The organism is Pseudomonas sp. K8, assembly GCF_014889455.1.
Taxonomy (GTDB): domain Bacteria; phylum Pseudomonadota; class Gammaproteobacteria; order Pseudomonadales; family Pseudomonadaceae; genus Aquipseudomonas; species Aquipseudomonas veronii.
This window is the reverse complement of sequence record NZ_VJWO01000007.1, coordinates 41819-55125: the sequence shown is the minus strand read 5'-3', so window position 1 is coordinate 55125 and position 13307 is coordinate 41819. Positions and strand designations below refer to the sequence as shown.

The following is a 13307-nucleotide window of genomic DNA, read 5'->3' as shown; positions in this document are numbered from 1 at the left end:
CGCGTTCAGCCCTATGGTTGCGATCACTTGCCGCGATTGAGTTGACGCAAGTTACCCGCCACCGTCGCCAGCGCACGCTCGAACAGCAGGGCTTCGTCCAGGATACGCAACGCACCACGCTTGAACGCCAGGGCCAGTTGGCCGGCGCTGCGCTCGAGCACCTTGAGTCCGGCGCGGTTGACGAAAACATAGCGATCGGCCGGTGCCATGATCGCGTTCAGTTTGCCGCGCAGAGCGGTTTTCTCGGGTTCCAGGAACTCCAGCCAAACGCCAACGCGCAATTGGCGCACCTTGAGCAGGTCGGGATCATCCGCGGCCAGGTCCTGCGCGGCATCGGGCAGGCCTGGGTCGAACACGAAGGGCTCCTGCACCTCGATCAACCTCTCGCCGCCCTCGAACGCCTGAACATGCAGGGCCTGCAGCCGAACAAAGAACTCACGGGTGCTGAAAGGGTCGAACCCCGCGCCGCTCACCCCGTCGCGCAAGGCCTTGAGCAACGCCGGCAACTGCTCCAGCAGATGCCGCCCGGCCTCGGTGTCGTCGTGCAGGCCAACGCTCCAGATCAACTCGTCCAGGGTGCGCAGCCCCGCCTGCCACTGCACCGATTGCTCACCGTGCTTGAGGCTGGCCAGCAACAGCACCTGGCTCCAGGCCTGTTGCACAAACTGCACCACCGAGCGCGGCAGGACCTTGCCCAGCAAACGCCGGTTCAGCACGTCGGCCACGCGCTGTCGGGCCGCCTCGTTACGCAGGCGCGCTTCCTCGGTATCGCGGGTGTGCTGTTCGAGCAATGCACTGTGCCGGCGCTCGTCAGCGGTAAACGCGCAGAACTCCGACAGCAGTTCGGAAAAAATCGCCGGGTCTTCGGCAAAATCATTCAGCAACCGCTGCACCACCTGCTCGATGCGCAGGTACAGGCTGTCACGCGGGTTGCCCTCAGCCGGGCTCCAACCAATGGCGGCACCGGCGATTTCGTTGAGCAGCCGCCGCGCCGGATGGCCGGCGCGGCTGAAAAGGCTCTTGTCCAGCACCGCCAGTTTGAGCATCGGGATCTGCAACCGGGCGATCAAGGCCTTGAAGGCGTCCGGGACGGCGTGGTCATTGAGGATGAATTCGAACAACAGCGCGACCAGGTTGATCACGTCTTCGTCGGCCTCTTCCACGACCCGGGATTTGCCGCTCTTGACGCTGACTCGGGTCAGCAGTTGCTTCAACTGGTTGCGCAGGTCGAAGTCGTCCTCGACATCCGGCTCCGGCACGTATTGCTGCAAATGGGACAACAGCCGCAGCAGGTCGCGAGTGGCAATGGGCTGGGGCTCGGCGCTGGCTTCCAGGGTCGGCGTGACACTGCCGCGCACGGCGCCCAGCAGCGCTCGCAAGGTAGAAAAGGCGTGCTCGCCATTTTCGTCGACTGGCTGGTCGGCGCTTGGCAACCGGGCTTCACGCGTGTGCTTGCACGGTACGCGCCCGCCGGAACGACGGGCCGGCACCGCCTTGAGTTCAGGCAGCACGCCGGTGGCGACCAGCAACTGATTGGCCTCACCGTACAGGTGGTCGGCGTCGCTGAGCACGTACTTTTCAAAGAGCTTGAGCATGACCAGCTTGACGCGAATTTCCACGCCCAGGCTGCGCCCCGCGCGTAGGAAAAACTCGCACAGCAGCGCCGGCCCCAGGGGGTTCTCGCAGTCATCCATGGACCTGCCGAGCAAGGCGCCCAGGCGAGTGGTCAGTTGCCCCAGGGCGAGGCCGTCGCGATGCTGCACCCGCCCGAGCATTGCCTCCAGCGCCAGGGCTTTTTCCAGGTCCTCCCTGAGGATGCCGGGCACCTTGTCGTAGGACACCACCGGCACCAACTGCCGTTCACCACGCCCTGCCCCGCCCAGGTTGGCGAAGGCCTCGAACAGTTGCCCCATGAACACGCGCTCGAAATTCTTGCGCTTGAGACGCAGGTCGCGCATGGCTTCAAAGAAAATATGGTGGTCGACGTTGTTAAGGGCCTTGTCGGCCATTTCGAACAGGGTGTCGTCGGCGTTATCGAACAGCTCCTGCAAACCTTGCTGCAGTTGCTGCGCAGCCTTGTCGCGAACCTGCAGCAACACCACCGGTAGGCGCGCGAGCGGCGATGGCGTGGTCTGTGCCTTATTGATCGGCACCACCTTTCCGTCGTTGTGCATCCAGGCCTCCTGAAACGGCGGTGTGGGTAGGGCAAAGTCGGGGCAGGCCCAGTTGGGCACTGCGAATATCCGGTTACCACCAGGACGTCAAAGCTATGACGCCAATTGCAAGGCGCGAGATTATCTTGCAAATGGGGGTCGTTGCGCCAGCGAACTCTGTCATAACGCTGTAAATGAGCACGCCACTGGGTTCAAACGCGCACAGCCCCTATAATCGGCGCACTTTGTTTGTGGAGCCTGTTATGCCGAATCTCCGTCTTGCCGACCTCACCGCCGAAATCGAAGCCAACGTGCGCCGCGCACTGCGCGAAGACATCGGCAGCGGCGACATCACCGCGCAATTGATCCCGGCCGAACGGCTGGCCAAGGCCACGATCATCACCCGCGATGCGGCCGTTATCGCTGGCACGGCCTGGGTGGACGCGGTGTTCCGCCAACTGGACCCGCGGGTCGCGGTGCATTGGCTGGTGGCCGACGGTGAACGCGTCAGCCCCAACCAGGCACTGTTCCACCTCGAAGGCCCGGCACGTTCGCTGCTCAGCGGCGAACGCAGCGCGCTGAATTTCCTGCAGATGCTCTCCGGCGTCGCCACACGCGCCCAGTACCTGGCGGATAGCGTCGCGAGCACCCAGGTCAAGTTGCTCGATACGCGCAAGACGCTGCCGGGCCTGCGTCTGGCGCAGAAATACGCCGTGACCTGTGGCGGTTGCCACAACCATCGCATCGGTTTGTATGACGCGTTCCTGATCAAGGAAAACCATATCGCCGCCTGTGGCGGTATCGCCCAGGCGATTTCGGCCGCGCACAAGATCGCCCCGGGCAAACCGGTGGAAGTCGAAGTGGAAAGCCTGGACGAATTGCGCGAAGCGTTGGCGGCGGGCGCCGATATCATCATGCTCGACGAACTGAGCCTGGACGACATGCGTGAAGCCGTGCGCCTGAACGGCGGCAAAGCCAAGCTGGAAGCCAGCGGCGGGATCAACGAAAAAACCCTGCTGCCCATCGCTGAAACCGGGGTGGACTACATCTCCATCGGCGCGATGACCAAGGATGTGAAAGCGGTGGACCTGTCGATGCGCCTCAGTATCTGAAGCCCGTTGCAGGAGCCGGGTTGCCGGCTCCTGCAACAGCGGTTCAGACCACCAGGTTATTCATCTCGCAATACTCTTCCCATTCGACACCGAGCACTTCAGCCGCCTCTTGGTGCAAGGCCAGCCGTGCGGCTTCGAACTCGTCCGCTGACGAGGTGTACTTGAGGCTCAGCTCCCATGGCTGGAGGCCCTGGCTCTCGGCCTCGTCCTCAAATGCCCACTGGATCTGGTCGCGCTGATCGTCAGCGCTCAGGTCCTTGATCTCTTCTTTAAGCTGCGGCGATTCCCCGAGGTATTTGTCGAGGGCTGCTTGGTGCCGAACTTCCTGGGTCATTTCAGTCGTGGTCATGTTGTTCTCTTAGATCGAGGAATGGGGATGCATCTGGGTCATCAAGGTTGCGCAGATACAAAAGAGCGGGCACGAATGCCGACTCGCCTGGCCTTCAGAACCATTCTGGGATCATCTGAAAACGGTGTTGCTTTGGTGCCCGAGACAGGAATCGAACCTGCGACCTTCGCGTTACGAGTGCGCTGCTCTACCGGCTGAGCTACACGGGCGGTGGGCTAAAGCTAGCACCGCATCGGGCGTCCGGCAACTCACTGACGTCGCAGGGCAATCACCCCTTGGGCCCAGAAGCGCGGCTGCAGGTGTTGGTTGCCACCTTCAAGATAGTCTTGCTGGGCTTGCTCGATGTTCGGGGCATCACGCATCACGACCCACACCAGCAGGCCAACGGACAGCACCGCCGCCACCCGCCACCCTGCCCAGGCCCATGGCAGCGACGCGCCAGGAGCGGCGCGCCACACGTGCAGCGCCATCAACCAGCCCACCACCAGCGCCAACCAGACCTGCGAGTTGGGCATCACGATGACGCCGTCGACCATCGCTTGCGTGAGCGCGCCCAGCAATGCCGCGAACAGGCACCCGCGCAGCAAGTCCACGCGCTCTGTAGAACAAGCCCGCGCCCGCAACACGCGGAGGGTGGCCCAGCCACCGCGCCACGCCAAGGCTGCCACGCACAAGGCCGAGGGAACGCCCCACTCGCTGGCCCATTGCAGGATTGCCTGGTGCGGGTGCGCGGCGACCGGGTTGGCGATATCCGCGAAATGCATCGGCCCGAACCCCAGCCACGGACGCTCGGCGATCATGTGCCAGGCCTGCCACCAGATCGGACCACGCCCCGACAGCGAAGTGGTGAGGCGATCGCTGACGCCACTGCCGACCTCGACACCCAGCGCACCCGTCAACAGCGTGAACAACGCCGTATACAGCAACAAACCGCCGCACACCGCAGCCAATTGCCAGGCCAACCAGCGTCGCCCCCACGGCCCGAGCAGCGCCAACGCCACCCCGGCCACCGCCATGCCGAGCCAGGTGCCGCGGGTGCCGCCGCTGATCGCGATCAACCACCACACACACAGCAACGCAAACACCGCGCCGCGCACGGAGCGGGAGACCTTGGGCATCAGCAAGGGCAGCGCCAGCAATGGCAGGGTGAAGGTCTGGAATTGACCGTAGAAGCGCTTGTTGGAAAACCCGGACAGCAACGCGTCCGGATCAAGAACCCGCGCGCCACTGGCGAAGGCGAGCGCGCCGGCATACAGATATTGGATCGACTTGATCAGGCACAACAGCACCACCATCAGGATCAGCACGCGGTCCAACGGCTCACCTGCATGACGGCGCAGCAGGGCAACCGCGACGGCGATCGCCCCACAACTGATGAACAGCGCGACCTCGGTGAAGGCCCAGAGCGGCTGATGGGCCAGTGCCGATGACACCAGGCCCAGCCCAACGATCAGCACCAGGCCCAGGGCCGTCGGCCGGTCCACCAGACGCTCGACGGGAACGACCGTCAGCCCATACACCACCGCACCCAGGCCCATGGCCACCTGCATTGCGCGCTGCCAGTCATGCCCGCTGAACGGTGCGCAGATACCCAGCGCGAGCAAGCACGCTGCAATCACCAGGAACGTCTTGTCGCGCTGCTGCGGGGATAACGACATCGGCCACCTTTACGTCCGTGCGCAGGGTTTGGCAGTCATGCTCCGTCGGCGCCACACCCTTTGGCGGCGTACTTGGCCTCTGCCGTCGTGGCGCATTTCCAGCCGGCGGTGGCGCTGCGCGTCAGGGTAATGGTCTTGCCCAGTACCGGTGCCGGGGCGTCGAGTATTTCGCAACTGATGGAACCGGCGCCGGTGGCGACATCCCCTGCCACATCGATCTTGCAATTGGCGGTCGGGCTAGTGCCACCGATCAATGCCACGGTTGGCACTGTGCCTTGGTTGAATACATCCTCGTAGCCGGCTTTCAACGCGGTGATTTCAGCCAGCCCGGCCGTGAACTTGGCCTTGGCCTGATGCGTGGTGTACATGGGCAAGCCAATGGTGGCCAAAATGCCGATGATTGCCACGACGATCAATAACTCGATCAAAGTAAAACCTTTCTGACGCATCACATTCCTCTCCAGAACAGAACCCATGACAAGGCGCGTCCTGCGCCCCGTATCGTGCAGCCGCGCCAGTGTACTCACCCGCGAGCGGCCAATCGCGTCCAAGACGCACAATCTGACATTTTATCGTTGAACGCCGAGCAATCCGAATCCGTCACCTGGCTACGCTATAAAGATTCGACGACCTGTGTGCGGAACAGAGACATGACCAACGCTGCCACGACATACGCCTGGGAAGGCATCAACCGCCAGGGACGCAGGGTGTCCGGGCAAACCGTCAGCCACGACCTCGCGCGGGTCAAGGCACAACTGCGCCAGCAAGGGATTTGCCCTGGCCGCGTGCGCAAACAATCCGCCGGCCTGCCAAGCCTCGCTGCGCCGATCAAACCGGCGGACATTGCCCTGTTCACCCGCCAACTGGCGACACTGCTGAAGGCCGGCATTGCCTTGCTGCAAGCCTTCGACGTGATCAGCGAAGGCTTCGACAACCGCCACATGTACAGGCTGGTAAAAGGCCTGAAACAGGAGATCGGCGCCGGGAATACCCTGGCGTCGGCACTGCGCAAACAGCCGCGCTACTTCGATGACCTGTACTGCAACCTGGTGGCAGCGGGTGAGCAGGCCGGCGCCCTGGAAACCCTTCTGGAGCGGGTGGCGGATCACCTGGAAAAGAGCGAACGGCTCAAGGCCCGGATCAAGAAGGCCATGACCTACCCCATTGCAGTCATCGTGGTCGCCAGCCTCGTCAGCAGTCTCTTGCTGATCCATGTGGTGCCGCAATTCCAGAACCTGTTCGCCAGCGTGGACAGCGAGTTGCCCGGTTTTACTCTGTACGTGATTGCCTTGTCCGAGTTCCTGCAACAAGCCTGGTGGATGCTGGCGCTCAGCCTGGGCGCGGGAGGTCTGGGGTTGCGCCGGGCCTATCGCGTATCGCCGGGTTTTCGTCATTGGCTGGATGCCGGTTTGTTGAAAGCGCCCCTGGCGGGCACACTGCTGAAAAAGTCGGCAGTCGCCCGCTACGCACGCACGCTTTCAACTACGTTCGCGGCCGGAGTGCCGTTGGTGCAGGCCCTGGATTCAGTGGCGGCCGCTGCCAGCAACCAGCTATTCAAACAGGCTATCGAACATATGCGTCACGATGTATCCACAGGCATGCCGCTGAATCGGGCCATGGCCGCCAGCGGTCTGTTCCCTGGCATGGCGATCCAGATGACGGCGATTGGTGAAGAATCCGGCACCCTGGAGCACATGCTGGAAAAAGTCGCGAGCCACTATGAGTCGGACGTCGACACGCTGGTCGACCAACTCACCAGCCTGATGGAACCGCTGATCATGGTGGTGCTCGGCGGGATTGTCGGCGCTTTGGTAATCGCCCTGTACCTGCCGGTCTTCCAACTCGGTACGGCATTTTGAGCCTGCTGTTGAGCCAGCAGCCGTGGGCCTTTGTCGCCATGGCAATGGTGCTGGGCTTGATCGTGGGCAGTTTCCTCAACGTGCTGGTGTGGCGCCTGCCGAAAATGCTTGAACGGGAATGGCGCGCACAGGCCCATGAAGTGCTCGGTTTGCCCGGCGACCCCGTCGGGCCGAGATACAACCTGATGCAGCCCAATTCCTGCTGCCCGCACTGCAATCAGCCGATTCGGCCGTGGGAAAACATCCCGCTACTCAGCTACCTGATGCTCCGGGGCCGCTGTGCCCATTGCCGCGAAGCGATCAGTGCGCGTTATCCCTTGACCGAACTGGCGTGCGGGTTGATCTCGGCCGTGGTGGCCTGGCATTTTGGCTTTGGCTGGCAAGCGGGCGCAGTGATGCTGTTGAGCTGGGGCTTGTTGGCGATGAGCCTGATCGATGTCGACCACCAACTGCTGCCCGACGTGCTGGTCCTGCCGCTGTTGTGGCTGGGGCTGATGCTTAACAGCGTCGAGCTGCTGGTGCCCCTGCCCGATGCACTGTGGGGTGCGGTGATCGGCTACATGAGCCTGTGGACGGTGTTCTGGCTGTTCAAGCTGGCCACCGGCAAGGACGGCATGGGCTACGGCGACTTCAAGTTGTTGGCGCTGCTCGGCGCCTGGGGTGGCTGGCAAATCCTGCCGATGACGCTGCTGATGTCATCGCTGGTGGGCGTGTGCGGCGGGCTGATCCTACTGCGTCGGAGCAAGATCCAGGCGGCCACGCCGATGCCGTTTGGTCCCTATCTGGCAATTGCCGGCTGGATTGCCGTGCTCTGGGGTGGTCAAATAACCGACTTCTATTTGCAGTCTGTCGGTTTCAAATGACCACTCCTGTTGCAACACCCTGGATTCTTGGCCTTACGGGCGGCATCGGCAGCGGCAAGAGCGCCGCGGCCCAGCACTTCAGCGACCTCGGCGTAGACCTGGTAGACGCCGATCACGCCGCGCGCTGGGTGGTCGAACCCGGCCGGCCGGCGCTCGCCAGCATTGTCGAACACTTCGGTGCCGGCGTGCTGCAGCCCGACGGCCAGTTGGACCGCGCCGCATTGCGCAAGTTAATCTTTGAAGTGCCGCAAGAACGCCGCTGGCTGGAAGCCTTGCTGCACCCGTTGATTGGCGAAGAGATTCGCAACCACCTGGCGCGTGCGCGCTCGCCTTACGCGATCCTGGTGTCGCCGCTGCTGATCGAATCCGGCCAGCACAGCATGACCCAACGCATCCTGGTGATCGACGTGCCGCAATCCCTGCAGATTCAGCGTACCCTGCAGCGCGACGGCATCAGCGAACAACAGGTGCAGGCGATACTCAAGGCCCAGTCCAGCCGCGAAGACCGCCTGAGCCATGCCGATGACGTGCTGGTCAATGACCGCGACCTCGCCTGGTTGCACAGCGAGGTCGAACGACTGCACCACTTTTACCTTACTTTGCGTGGAGGCCGATCATGAGCCAACCCTTGACCGTCGAATGCCCAACCTGCGGCGCACCCGTGGAATGGAAAGCGACCAACCTCAACCGGCCGTTCTGCTCGGACCGTTGCAAGCTCATCGACCTGGGTGCCTGGGCCGCTGAGGAACATAAGATCCCCGTGGCGCCGGACGCCGAAGACGAGCTGTTTTCCGAAGACCTGCCACCGCGCCATTAAGGCCGCATAAAGGCATATTCCTGCTGGTCGTCGAGGTTCTCTGCCAGGTATTGCAACTCGTCGGCCAGGTCTTCGAAACTGCGCACGCCCTTGCTCTGCTGCACCACCGCGCTGAGCATCGCGCGCAAGGTCAAGCCTGGATCAAAGCCGATTTCTTGTGCCGCGTCCTGGCTTCTGCGCAACTCCTGACGTGCCCATTCATACACACTCATGATCCGTGCTCCCATCTTGCTCAGGAAAAGTTTCGCAAAGCATGGGCCCGCCACGCTGGGCGCGATTTGATCTGAGTCAAGTCTGCGAATTGTCGTCTTTCCAGGGCGCCGAGAGGTAGCGCGTGCGGTTGAATGTCTCCAGCCATTCCGGGCAAAACACCACCAGGGCGCTGATGACCATGCCGTTGATGAAGGCCTCGGGGAAGATGATCAGCCACAGGTAACCGATAAAATCCTCCAGCCATTCCGGCATCGCGAAACGCCCGTCGAACCACAGCAACCCCAGCCCGGCCAACAGGCAGAGCAAGGCCGACAATGCAGCGGCGAAAAAGCCGGAACAGAAGATATAGACGAACGGGTTACGCGGTTGTGCCCGCTCGACAAGCACCGCGCAGGTTTCAGTGACCAGCACCGGCAGCACGATCAGCAGCAGGCCGTTGATGCCCACGGCGGCCAGGTCCTGGCGACCCAGCAACAGCAAGCCCAACGGCGCGGCGAAACCGCCGACGATTGCCAGCGGCCAGTCGAGCAGCAGGGTCACGGCCGTCATGCCGATAAAGTGGTAGGAGACCCCGGTATCGAAGTCCCGTCTCACCAACCACAACATGAATAACGCGAACACCGTACCGAACAGCAAATGCTGGCGCCGCCGGTCAGCAAACAGCTCGACCCACGGCGAACGCAAGATCGCCCACAACAGCACCGGCGCGTACAACAGCCAGCCGATGCCGAGGGTTCCCGGCGCCAGCACCGCGGCACTGATCACGGTTTCACCTGCTCCAGGGCCTCGCGCAGTTCAGCCGCAGAGCCGTACTCGTGGCGCGCTGTCAGCTTGCCATTATCCAATTGCAGCCACAGCACCTTATCCACAGGCGCGGGATAACGCGGAGCGATGCGTGCGTCCCGGTCCAGCATGACCCGGTAGTTGTAGGACTGCATGGCCGGCACCGCGAACAGCTTGGCGACCAGCCGAGGCATGCGCTGGATATCCGCGACAAACACCCCATGCCGCGCTTCGAGATAGCCTTTGGGCTGGCCTTGCAGGGCGGCGTTCACTAGCTTGGCGGCATCCATGCTGCGGGCCACCAACAGGACCTGTGCCTGGTCATCCAGGGTGTAGGCCTGATCGAACTGATCCAGCAGAGTCCAGGGCGCCACGCGCTCACCCACTTCAACCGCCTGGGCCCACACGGGCAACAGGCTCAACAACAGCACGGCGAAAAACTTCACTGCACACCTCATGCTTGAGAGAAAACCGAGTCGACAGTTTACACCGGGCTTTCACGTCGGGACTTCCTGAGGTCATCATTTGGGCGCTAAGCTGCACGCATGGATGACTCAGATTATTTGCGCCTGCTCACCGTGGCAGCCGAACAAGCCAATGCGTTCCTGTCCAATGCCCGTAAATGGGAGCGTGAGCGTTGGGTCTGCCAGCGCCTGCTGCAAGGCTTGAACGTGCCGTACCGCGCCGAAGAGTTTCATGCCGCCGGGCAAGAACCGCCGGACGTGCTGTTTCGTGACGCCAGTTTCGAAGTGTTTTTCGTGCTGGACGAAGGACGCCGTCTGAACGATGAATGGCGCGACGAATTGCTGCGTCGACGCAGTGCGTTTTCCCTCAGCCAACTGGTCAGGCGCGAAGCCAAGCCGCGGCGGATTCCGGCCCATGAATTCCTGCTGCGCCTGGCGCCGACCCTGCGTAAAAAAGCGCACAACTACAAAGAACGCGGGATGGACCTGGGCGAGCTGGATATCGTCGCCTTCGCCAGCCTCAAGCGCGAGGTGCTGGACCTCAACAGTCATTTCCCGCCGCCCACCGAATACTTGCGCCAGGGCTGGCGCTCGCTGTCGCTGGTGGGGCCGACGTTTGCCCGGGTACTGTTCGCCCACCCGGACGCGCCGGATTTCTTGCGCAACAATCTGGGGCGCAGCATCGTGTTCGACGTGGGCATCAGCCTGTGACGCGAGCACAGGCTACGCTTATGGCGATACCGCCAACTCCCTGACCGTAACGTGACACCCTTTTGCAACGTCTACCTGACGAGGCCTTATATGACCAGCCGCCTGAACCCCGACGACCAACAGCATGTCGAAGAGTACCTGCAACTCTCCCAGAACCGAGTCGAGCGCAAGCCTTTCCGGCCGTGGCTGCTCCTTGGTGTGGTGCTGGTGGTGGTGATCGGGCTCGGCCTGCTGAGCCGCCTTTTGAGTTACCTGACGCTATGAGCTGCCTGGCGCTCGCGGGGGTAACCGCTCCGATTTCTTTTAGCCTTGCGAGATATCCCCATGACCCATCGTATTATTATCGTCGGCGGCGGCGCCGGCGGCCTGGAGCTGGCTACCCGCCTGGGTAAGACCCTGGGCAAGCGCGGCACCGCCAGCATCACGCTGGTGGACACCAACCTGACCCATATCTGGAAACCGCTGCTGCACGAAGTGGCCGCCGGCTCGCTGAACTCTTCGGAAGACGAACTCAATTATGTCGCCCAGGCCAAATGGAACCACTTCGAGTTCCAGCTGGGGCGCATGAGCGGGCTCGACCGTGAACAGAAGAAAATCCAACTGGCCGCGACCCTCGACGAAGAAGGCCGCGAACTGGTGCCTGCGCGCGTACTGGGCTACGACAGCCTGGTGATCGCGGTCGGCAGTACCACCAATGACTTCGGCACCGAAGGCGCGGCGCAACACTGCCTGTTCCTCGACACGCGCAAACAGGCGGAGCGCTTCCATCAGCAGTTGCTCAACCACTACCTGCGTGCCCATGCCGGGCAAACCGACGTGGTGGAAAAGATCAGCGTGGCCATCGTCGGCGCTGGCGCCACCGGGGTTGAACTGGCGGCCGAACTGCATAACGCCGCCCATGAACTGGCAGCCTACGGGCTGGACCGGATCAAACCGGAAAACATGCACATCACCCTGATCGAAGCCGGCCCACGGGTCCTGCCTGCCCTGCCGGAGCGGATCGGCGGACCTGTGCATAAAACCCTGGAGAAGCTCGGCGTGACGGTGCTGACCAACTCGGCGGTCAGCGAAGTGACGGCCGACGCGCTGATCACCAGCAGCGGCCAAGTGATTCCGGCCAGCCTGAAAGTGTGGGCCGCCGGCATCCGTGCGCCCGCCTTCCTCAAGGACATCGACGGCCTGGAAACCAACCGCATCAATCAACTGCAGGTGCTGCCGACACTGCAAACCACCCGCGATGAAAACATCTTCGCCTTCGGTGACTGCGCCGCCTGCCCGCAACCCGGCACCGACCGCAACGTACCGCCACGCGCCCAGGCCGCGCACCAGCAGGCTTCATTGTTGGCCAAATCGTTGAAGCTGCGGATCGAAGGCAAGGACCTGCCATCGTACAAGTACACCGACTACGGCTCGCTGATCTCGCTGTCGCGCTTCTCGGCGGTGGGTAACCTGATGGGCAACCTCACAGGCAGCGTGATGTTGGAAGGCTGGTTGGCGCGGATGTTCTATGTGTCGCTGTACCGCATGCACCAGATGGCGCTGTATGGCGCCTTCCGCACGGCGATGCTGATGCTGGGCAGCCGGATTGGGCGCGGAACTGAGCCACGTCTCAAACTTCACTAAACACGCGATCAATGTGGGAGGGGGCTTGCTCCCTCCCACATTGGTGTTGTGGTGGATTTGGGATAATTTCAGGCAAAAAAAATCCCCATATCTTTCGATACGAGGATTTTTAATATGGTCGGGGTAAGGGGATTCGAACTCCTGACATCCTGCTCCCAAAGCAGGCGCGCTACCGGACTGCGCTATACCCCGGTGAAACAAAGGCGACCTCTCAGCCGCCTTCTTCGATCAGGGCTTTTGGCCGCTGATCTTAAGATCTGATTCCAGCGTTAACTGGTTTCAAAAATGGTGGGTCGTGTGGGATTCGAACCTACGACCAATTGGTTAAAAGCCAACTGCTCTACCAACTGAGCTAACGACCCAAAAATGGTCGGGGTAAGGGGATTCGAACTCCTGACATCCTGCTCCCAAAGCAGGCGCGCTACCGGACTGCGCTATACCCCGGTTTTGAAATTGGCTCCGTGACCAGGACTCGAACCTGGGACCCAATGATTAACAGTCATTTGCTCTACCGACTGAGCTATCACGGAACTACACATTTCAAATTTACAACTTTTACTGCGGTGTAACCTTCTCTTCGATGCGTCCGTATCGCTACGTTCGTGTCTCTGAGGCGCGCTATTCTACAATCTTAAAAACCCCTGTCAACCCTTTAAATTGCTTTTAAGACAATGATTTGCGCTTCTTTCTGATTTCTTCTTG

15 protein-coding genes and 5 tRNA genes are annotated in these 13307 nt (G+C 61.9%); 8 read left to right on the top strand and 12 right to left on the bottom strand.

Going from position 1 to position 13307, the window contains the following annotated elements:
• Positions 1–23 precede the first annotated feature (23 nt).
• On the bottom strand, positions 24–2174 hold the full coding sequence (locus tag INT12_RS07255; protein WP_193040664.1) for a DUF1631 domain-containing protein: 2151 nt from the start codon (positions 2172–2174) through the stop codon (positions 24–26).
• Positions 2175–2416: 242 nt separating this feature from the next.
• On the opposite strand from INT12_RS07255, the gene nadC reads away from it, so the two are divergent.
• Complete coding sequence (gene nadC / locus INT12_RS07250) at positions 2417–3265, top strand: carboxylating nicotinate-nucleotide diphosphorylase (protein WP_046384727.1); 849 nt, start codon at positions 2417–2419, stop codon at positions 3263–3265.
• 43 nt (positions 3266–3308) lie between these two features.
• Here nadC and INT12_RS07245 read toward each other — a convergent pair whose 3' ends face one another.
• The 4 genes from INT12_RS07245 to INT12_RS07230 form a co-directional block, all read right to left on the bottom strand.
• Positions 3309–3614 (bottom strand): DUF6388 family protein, encoded by a 306-nt coding sequence (locus tag INT12_RS07245; RefSeq protein ID WP_017845466.1) that lies wholly within the window; start codon positions 3612–3614, stop codon positions 3309–3311.
• Between the two features lie 133 nt (positions 3615–3747).
• Positions 3748–3823: transfer RNA gene (locus INT12_RS07240), tRNA-Thr, on the bottom strand.
• A 39-nt stretch (positions 3824–3862) separates the two neighbouring features.
• A complete protein-coding gene (locus INT12_RS07235) occupies positions 3863–5272 on the bottom strand; it encodes an O-antigen ligase family protein (protein ID WP_193040665.1) in 1410 nt (469 codons plus the stop codon).
• Between the two features lie 35 nt (positions 5273–5307).
• Entirely contained in the window at positions 5308–5721 is a 414-nt protein-coding gene (locus tag INT12_RS07230; RefSeq protein WP_017845468.1) for a pilin, read from the bottom strand.
• Positions 5722–5922: 201 nt separating this feature from the next.
• On the opposite strand from INT12_RS07230, the gene INT12_RS31630 reads away from it, so the two are divergent.
• The 4 genes from INT12_RS31630 to yacG are packed head-to-tail and all read left to right on the top strand — an operon-like array spanning position 5923 to position 8811.
• A complete protein-coding gene (locus INT12_RS31630; protein WP_046488093.1) occupies positions 5923–7131 on the top strand; it encodes a type II secretion system F family protein in 1209 nt (402 codons plus the stop codon).
• The gene (locus INT12_RS07220) at positions 7128–7994 is read left to right on the top strand and encodes a prepilin peptidase (RefSeq protein ID WP_046384730.1); all 867 of its coding nucleotides are present in this window, start codon (positions 7128–7130) and stop codon (positions 7992–7994) included. Before INT12_RS31630 ends, INT12_RS07220 begins: the two co-directional genes overlap by 4 nt.
• A complete protein-coding gene (gene coaE, locus INT12_RS07215; protein ID WP_017845471.1) occupies positions 7991–8614 on the top strand; it encodes a dephospho-CoA kinase in 624 nt (207 codons plus the stop codon). Before INT12_RS07220 ends, coaE begins: the two co-directional genes overlap by 4 nt.
• Positions 8611–8811: a DNA gyrase inhibitor YacG gene (gene yacG / locus INT12_RS07210; RefSeq protein WP_017845472.1), complete on the top strand. Its 201-nt coding sequence runs from the start codon at positions 8611–8613 to the stop codon at positions 8809–8811. The genes coaE and yacG overlap by 4 nt, the downstream gene beginning before the upstream one ends.
• Here yacG and INT12_RS07205 read toward each other — a convergent pair.
• The 3 genes from INT12_RS07205 to INT12_RS07195 all read right to left on the bottom strand — a co-directional run bounded on the left by INT12_RS07205 (position 8808) and on the right by INT12_RS07195 (position 10253).
• Complete coding sequence (locus INT12_RS07205; protein WP_003171680.1) at positions 8808–9023, bottom strand: hypothetical protein; 216 nt, start codon at positions 9021–9023, stop codon at positions 8808–8810. The two genes, yacG and INT12_RS07205, sit on opposite strands and share 4 nt — an antisense overlap.
• Before the next feature lie 76 nt (positions 9024–9099).
• Positions 9100–9789 carry an energy-coupling factor ABC transporter permease gene (locus INT12_RS07200; RefSeq protein WP_193058801.1) on the bottom strand — a complete coding sequence of 230 codons (690 nt, stop codon included), beginning with the start codon at positions 9787–9789 and terminating at the stop codon, positions 9100–9102.
• Positions 9786–10253 carry a hypothetical protein gene (locus tag INT12_RS07195; RefSeq protein WP_017845474.1) on the bottom strand — a complete coding sequence of 156 codons (468 nt, stop codon included), beginning with the start codon at positions 10251–10253 and terminating at the stop codon, positions 9786–9788. The genes INT12_RS07200 and INT12_RS07195 overlap by 4 nt, the downstream gene beginning before the upstream one ends.
• Before the next feature lie 99 nt (positions 10254–10352).
• Between INT12_RS07195 and INT12_RS07190 the strand changes: the two genes are divergently transcribed.
• The 3 genes from INT12_RS07190 to INT12_RS07180 all read left to right on the top strand — a co-directional run bounded on the left by INT12_RS07190 (position 10353) and on the right by INT12_RS07180 (position 12605).
• Positions 10353–10982 (top strand): DUF1780 domain-containing protein, encoded by a 630-nt coding sequence (locus INT12_RS07190; RefSeq protein WP_017845475.1) that lies wholly within the window; start codon positions 10353–10355, stop codon positions 10980–10982.
• A 90-nt stretch (positions 10983–11072) separates the two neighbouring features.
• On the top strand, positions 11073–11246 hold the full coding sequence (locus INT12_RS07185) for a DUF3094 family protein (RefSeq protein WP_016976295.1): 174 nt from the start codon (positions 11073–11075) through the stop codon (positions 11244–11246).
• A 60-nt stretch (positions 11247–11306) separates the two neighbouring features.
• Positions 11307–12605, top strand: coding sequence for an NAD(P)/FAD-dependent oxidoreductase (locus INT12_RS07180; RefSeq protein WP_169885514.1), 1299 nt, complete (start codon positions 11307–11309; stop codon positions 12603–12605).
• 115 nt (positions 12606–12720) lie between these two features.
• On the opposite strand, the gene INT12_RS07175 is transcribed toward INT12_RS07180, so the two are convergent.
• From INT12_RS07175 to INT12_RS07160, 4 genes are all read right to left on the bottom strand, one after another.
• A tRNA-Pro gene (locus INT12_RS07175) sits at positions 12721–12797 on the bottom strand.
• A gap of 94 nt (positions 12798–12891) precedes the next feature.
• A tRNA-Lys gene (locus INT12_RS07170) sits at positions 12892–12967 on the bottom strand.
• A 5-nt stretch (positions 12968–12972) separates the two neighbouring features.
• Positions 12973–13049: transfer RNA gene (locus tag INT12_RS07165), tRNA-Pro, on the bottom strand.
• A 10-nt stretch (positions 13050–13059) separates the two neighbouring features.
• Positions 13060–13135, bottom strand: a tRNA-Asn gene (locus INT12_RS07160).
• Positions 13136–13307 lie beyond the last annotated feature (172 nt).

Bases quoted from the DNA above. Each gene is read 5' to 3' on its own strand.
- INT12_RS07255 (WP_193040664.1), bottom strand. From the start codon at position 2,174: ATGCACAACGACGGAAAGGTGGTGCCGATCAATAAGGCACAGACCACG.
- nadC (WP_046384727.1), top strand. From the start codon at position 2,417: ATGCCGAATCTCCGTCTTGCCGACCTCACCGCCGAAATCGAAGCCAAC.
- INT12_RS07245 (WP_017845466.1), bottom strand. From the start codon at position 3,614: ATGACCACGACTGAAATGACCCAGGAAGTTCGGCACCAAGCAGCCCTC.
- INT12_RS07235 (WP_193040665.1), bottom strand. From the start codon at position 5,272: ATGTCGTTATCCCCGCAGCAGCGCGACAAGACGTTCCTGGTGATTGCA.
- INT12_RS07230 (WP_017845468.1), bottom strand. From the start codon at position 5,721: ATGCGTCAGAAAGGTTTTACTTTGATCGAGTTATTGATCGTCGTGGCA.
- INT12_RS31630 (WP_046488093.1), top strand. From the start codon at position 5,923: ATGACCAACGCTGCCACGACATACGCCTGGGAAGGCATCAACCGCCAG.
- coaE (WP_017845471.1), top strand. From the start codon at position 7,991: ATGACCACTCCTGTTGCAACACCCTGGATTCTTGGCCTTACGGGCGGC.
- yacG (WP_017845472.1), top strand. From the start codon at position 8,611: ATGAGCCAACCCTTGACCGTCGAATGCCCAACCTGCGGCGCACCCGTG.
- INT12_RS07205 (WP_003171680.1), bottom strand. From the start codon at position 9,023: ATGAGTGTGTATGAATGGGCACGTCAGGAGTTGCGCAGAAGCCAGGAC.
- INT12_RS07190 (WP_017845475.1), top strand. From the start codon at position 10,353: ATGGATGACTCAGATTATTTGCGCCTGCTCACCGTGGCAGCCGAACAA.
- INT12_RS07185 (WP_016976295.1), top strand. From the start codon at position 11,073: ATGACCAGCCGCCTGAACCCCGACGACCAACAGCATGTCGAAGAGTAC.
- INT12_RS07180 (WP_169885514.1), top strand. From the start codon at position 11,307: ATGACCCATCGTATTATTATCGTCGGCGGCGGCGCCGGCGGCCTGGAG.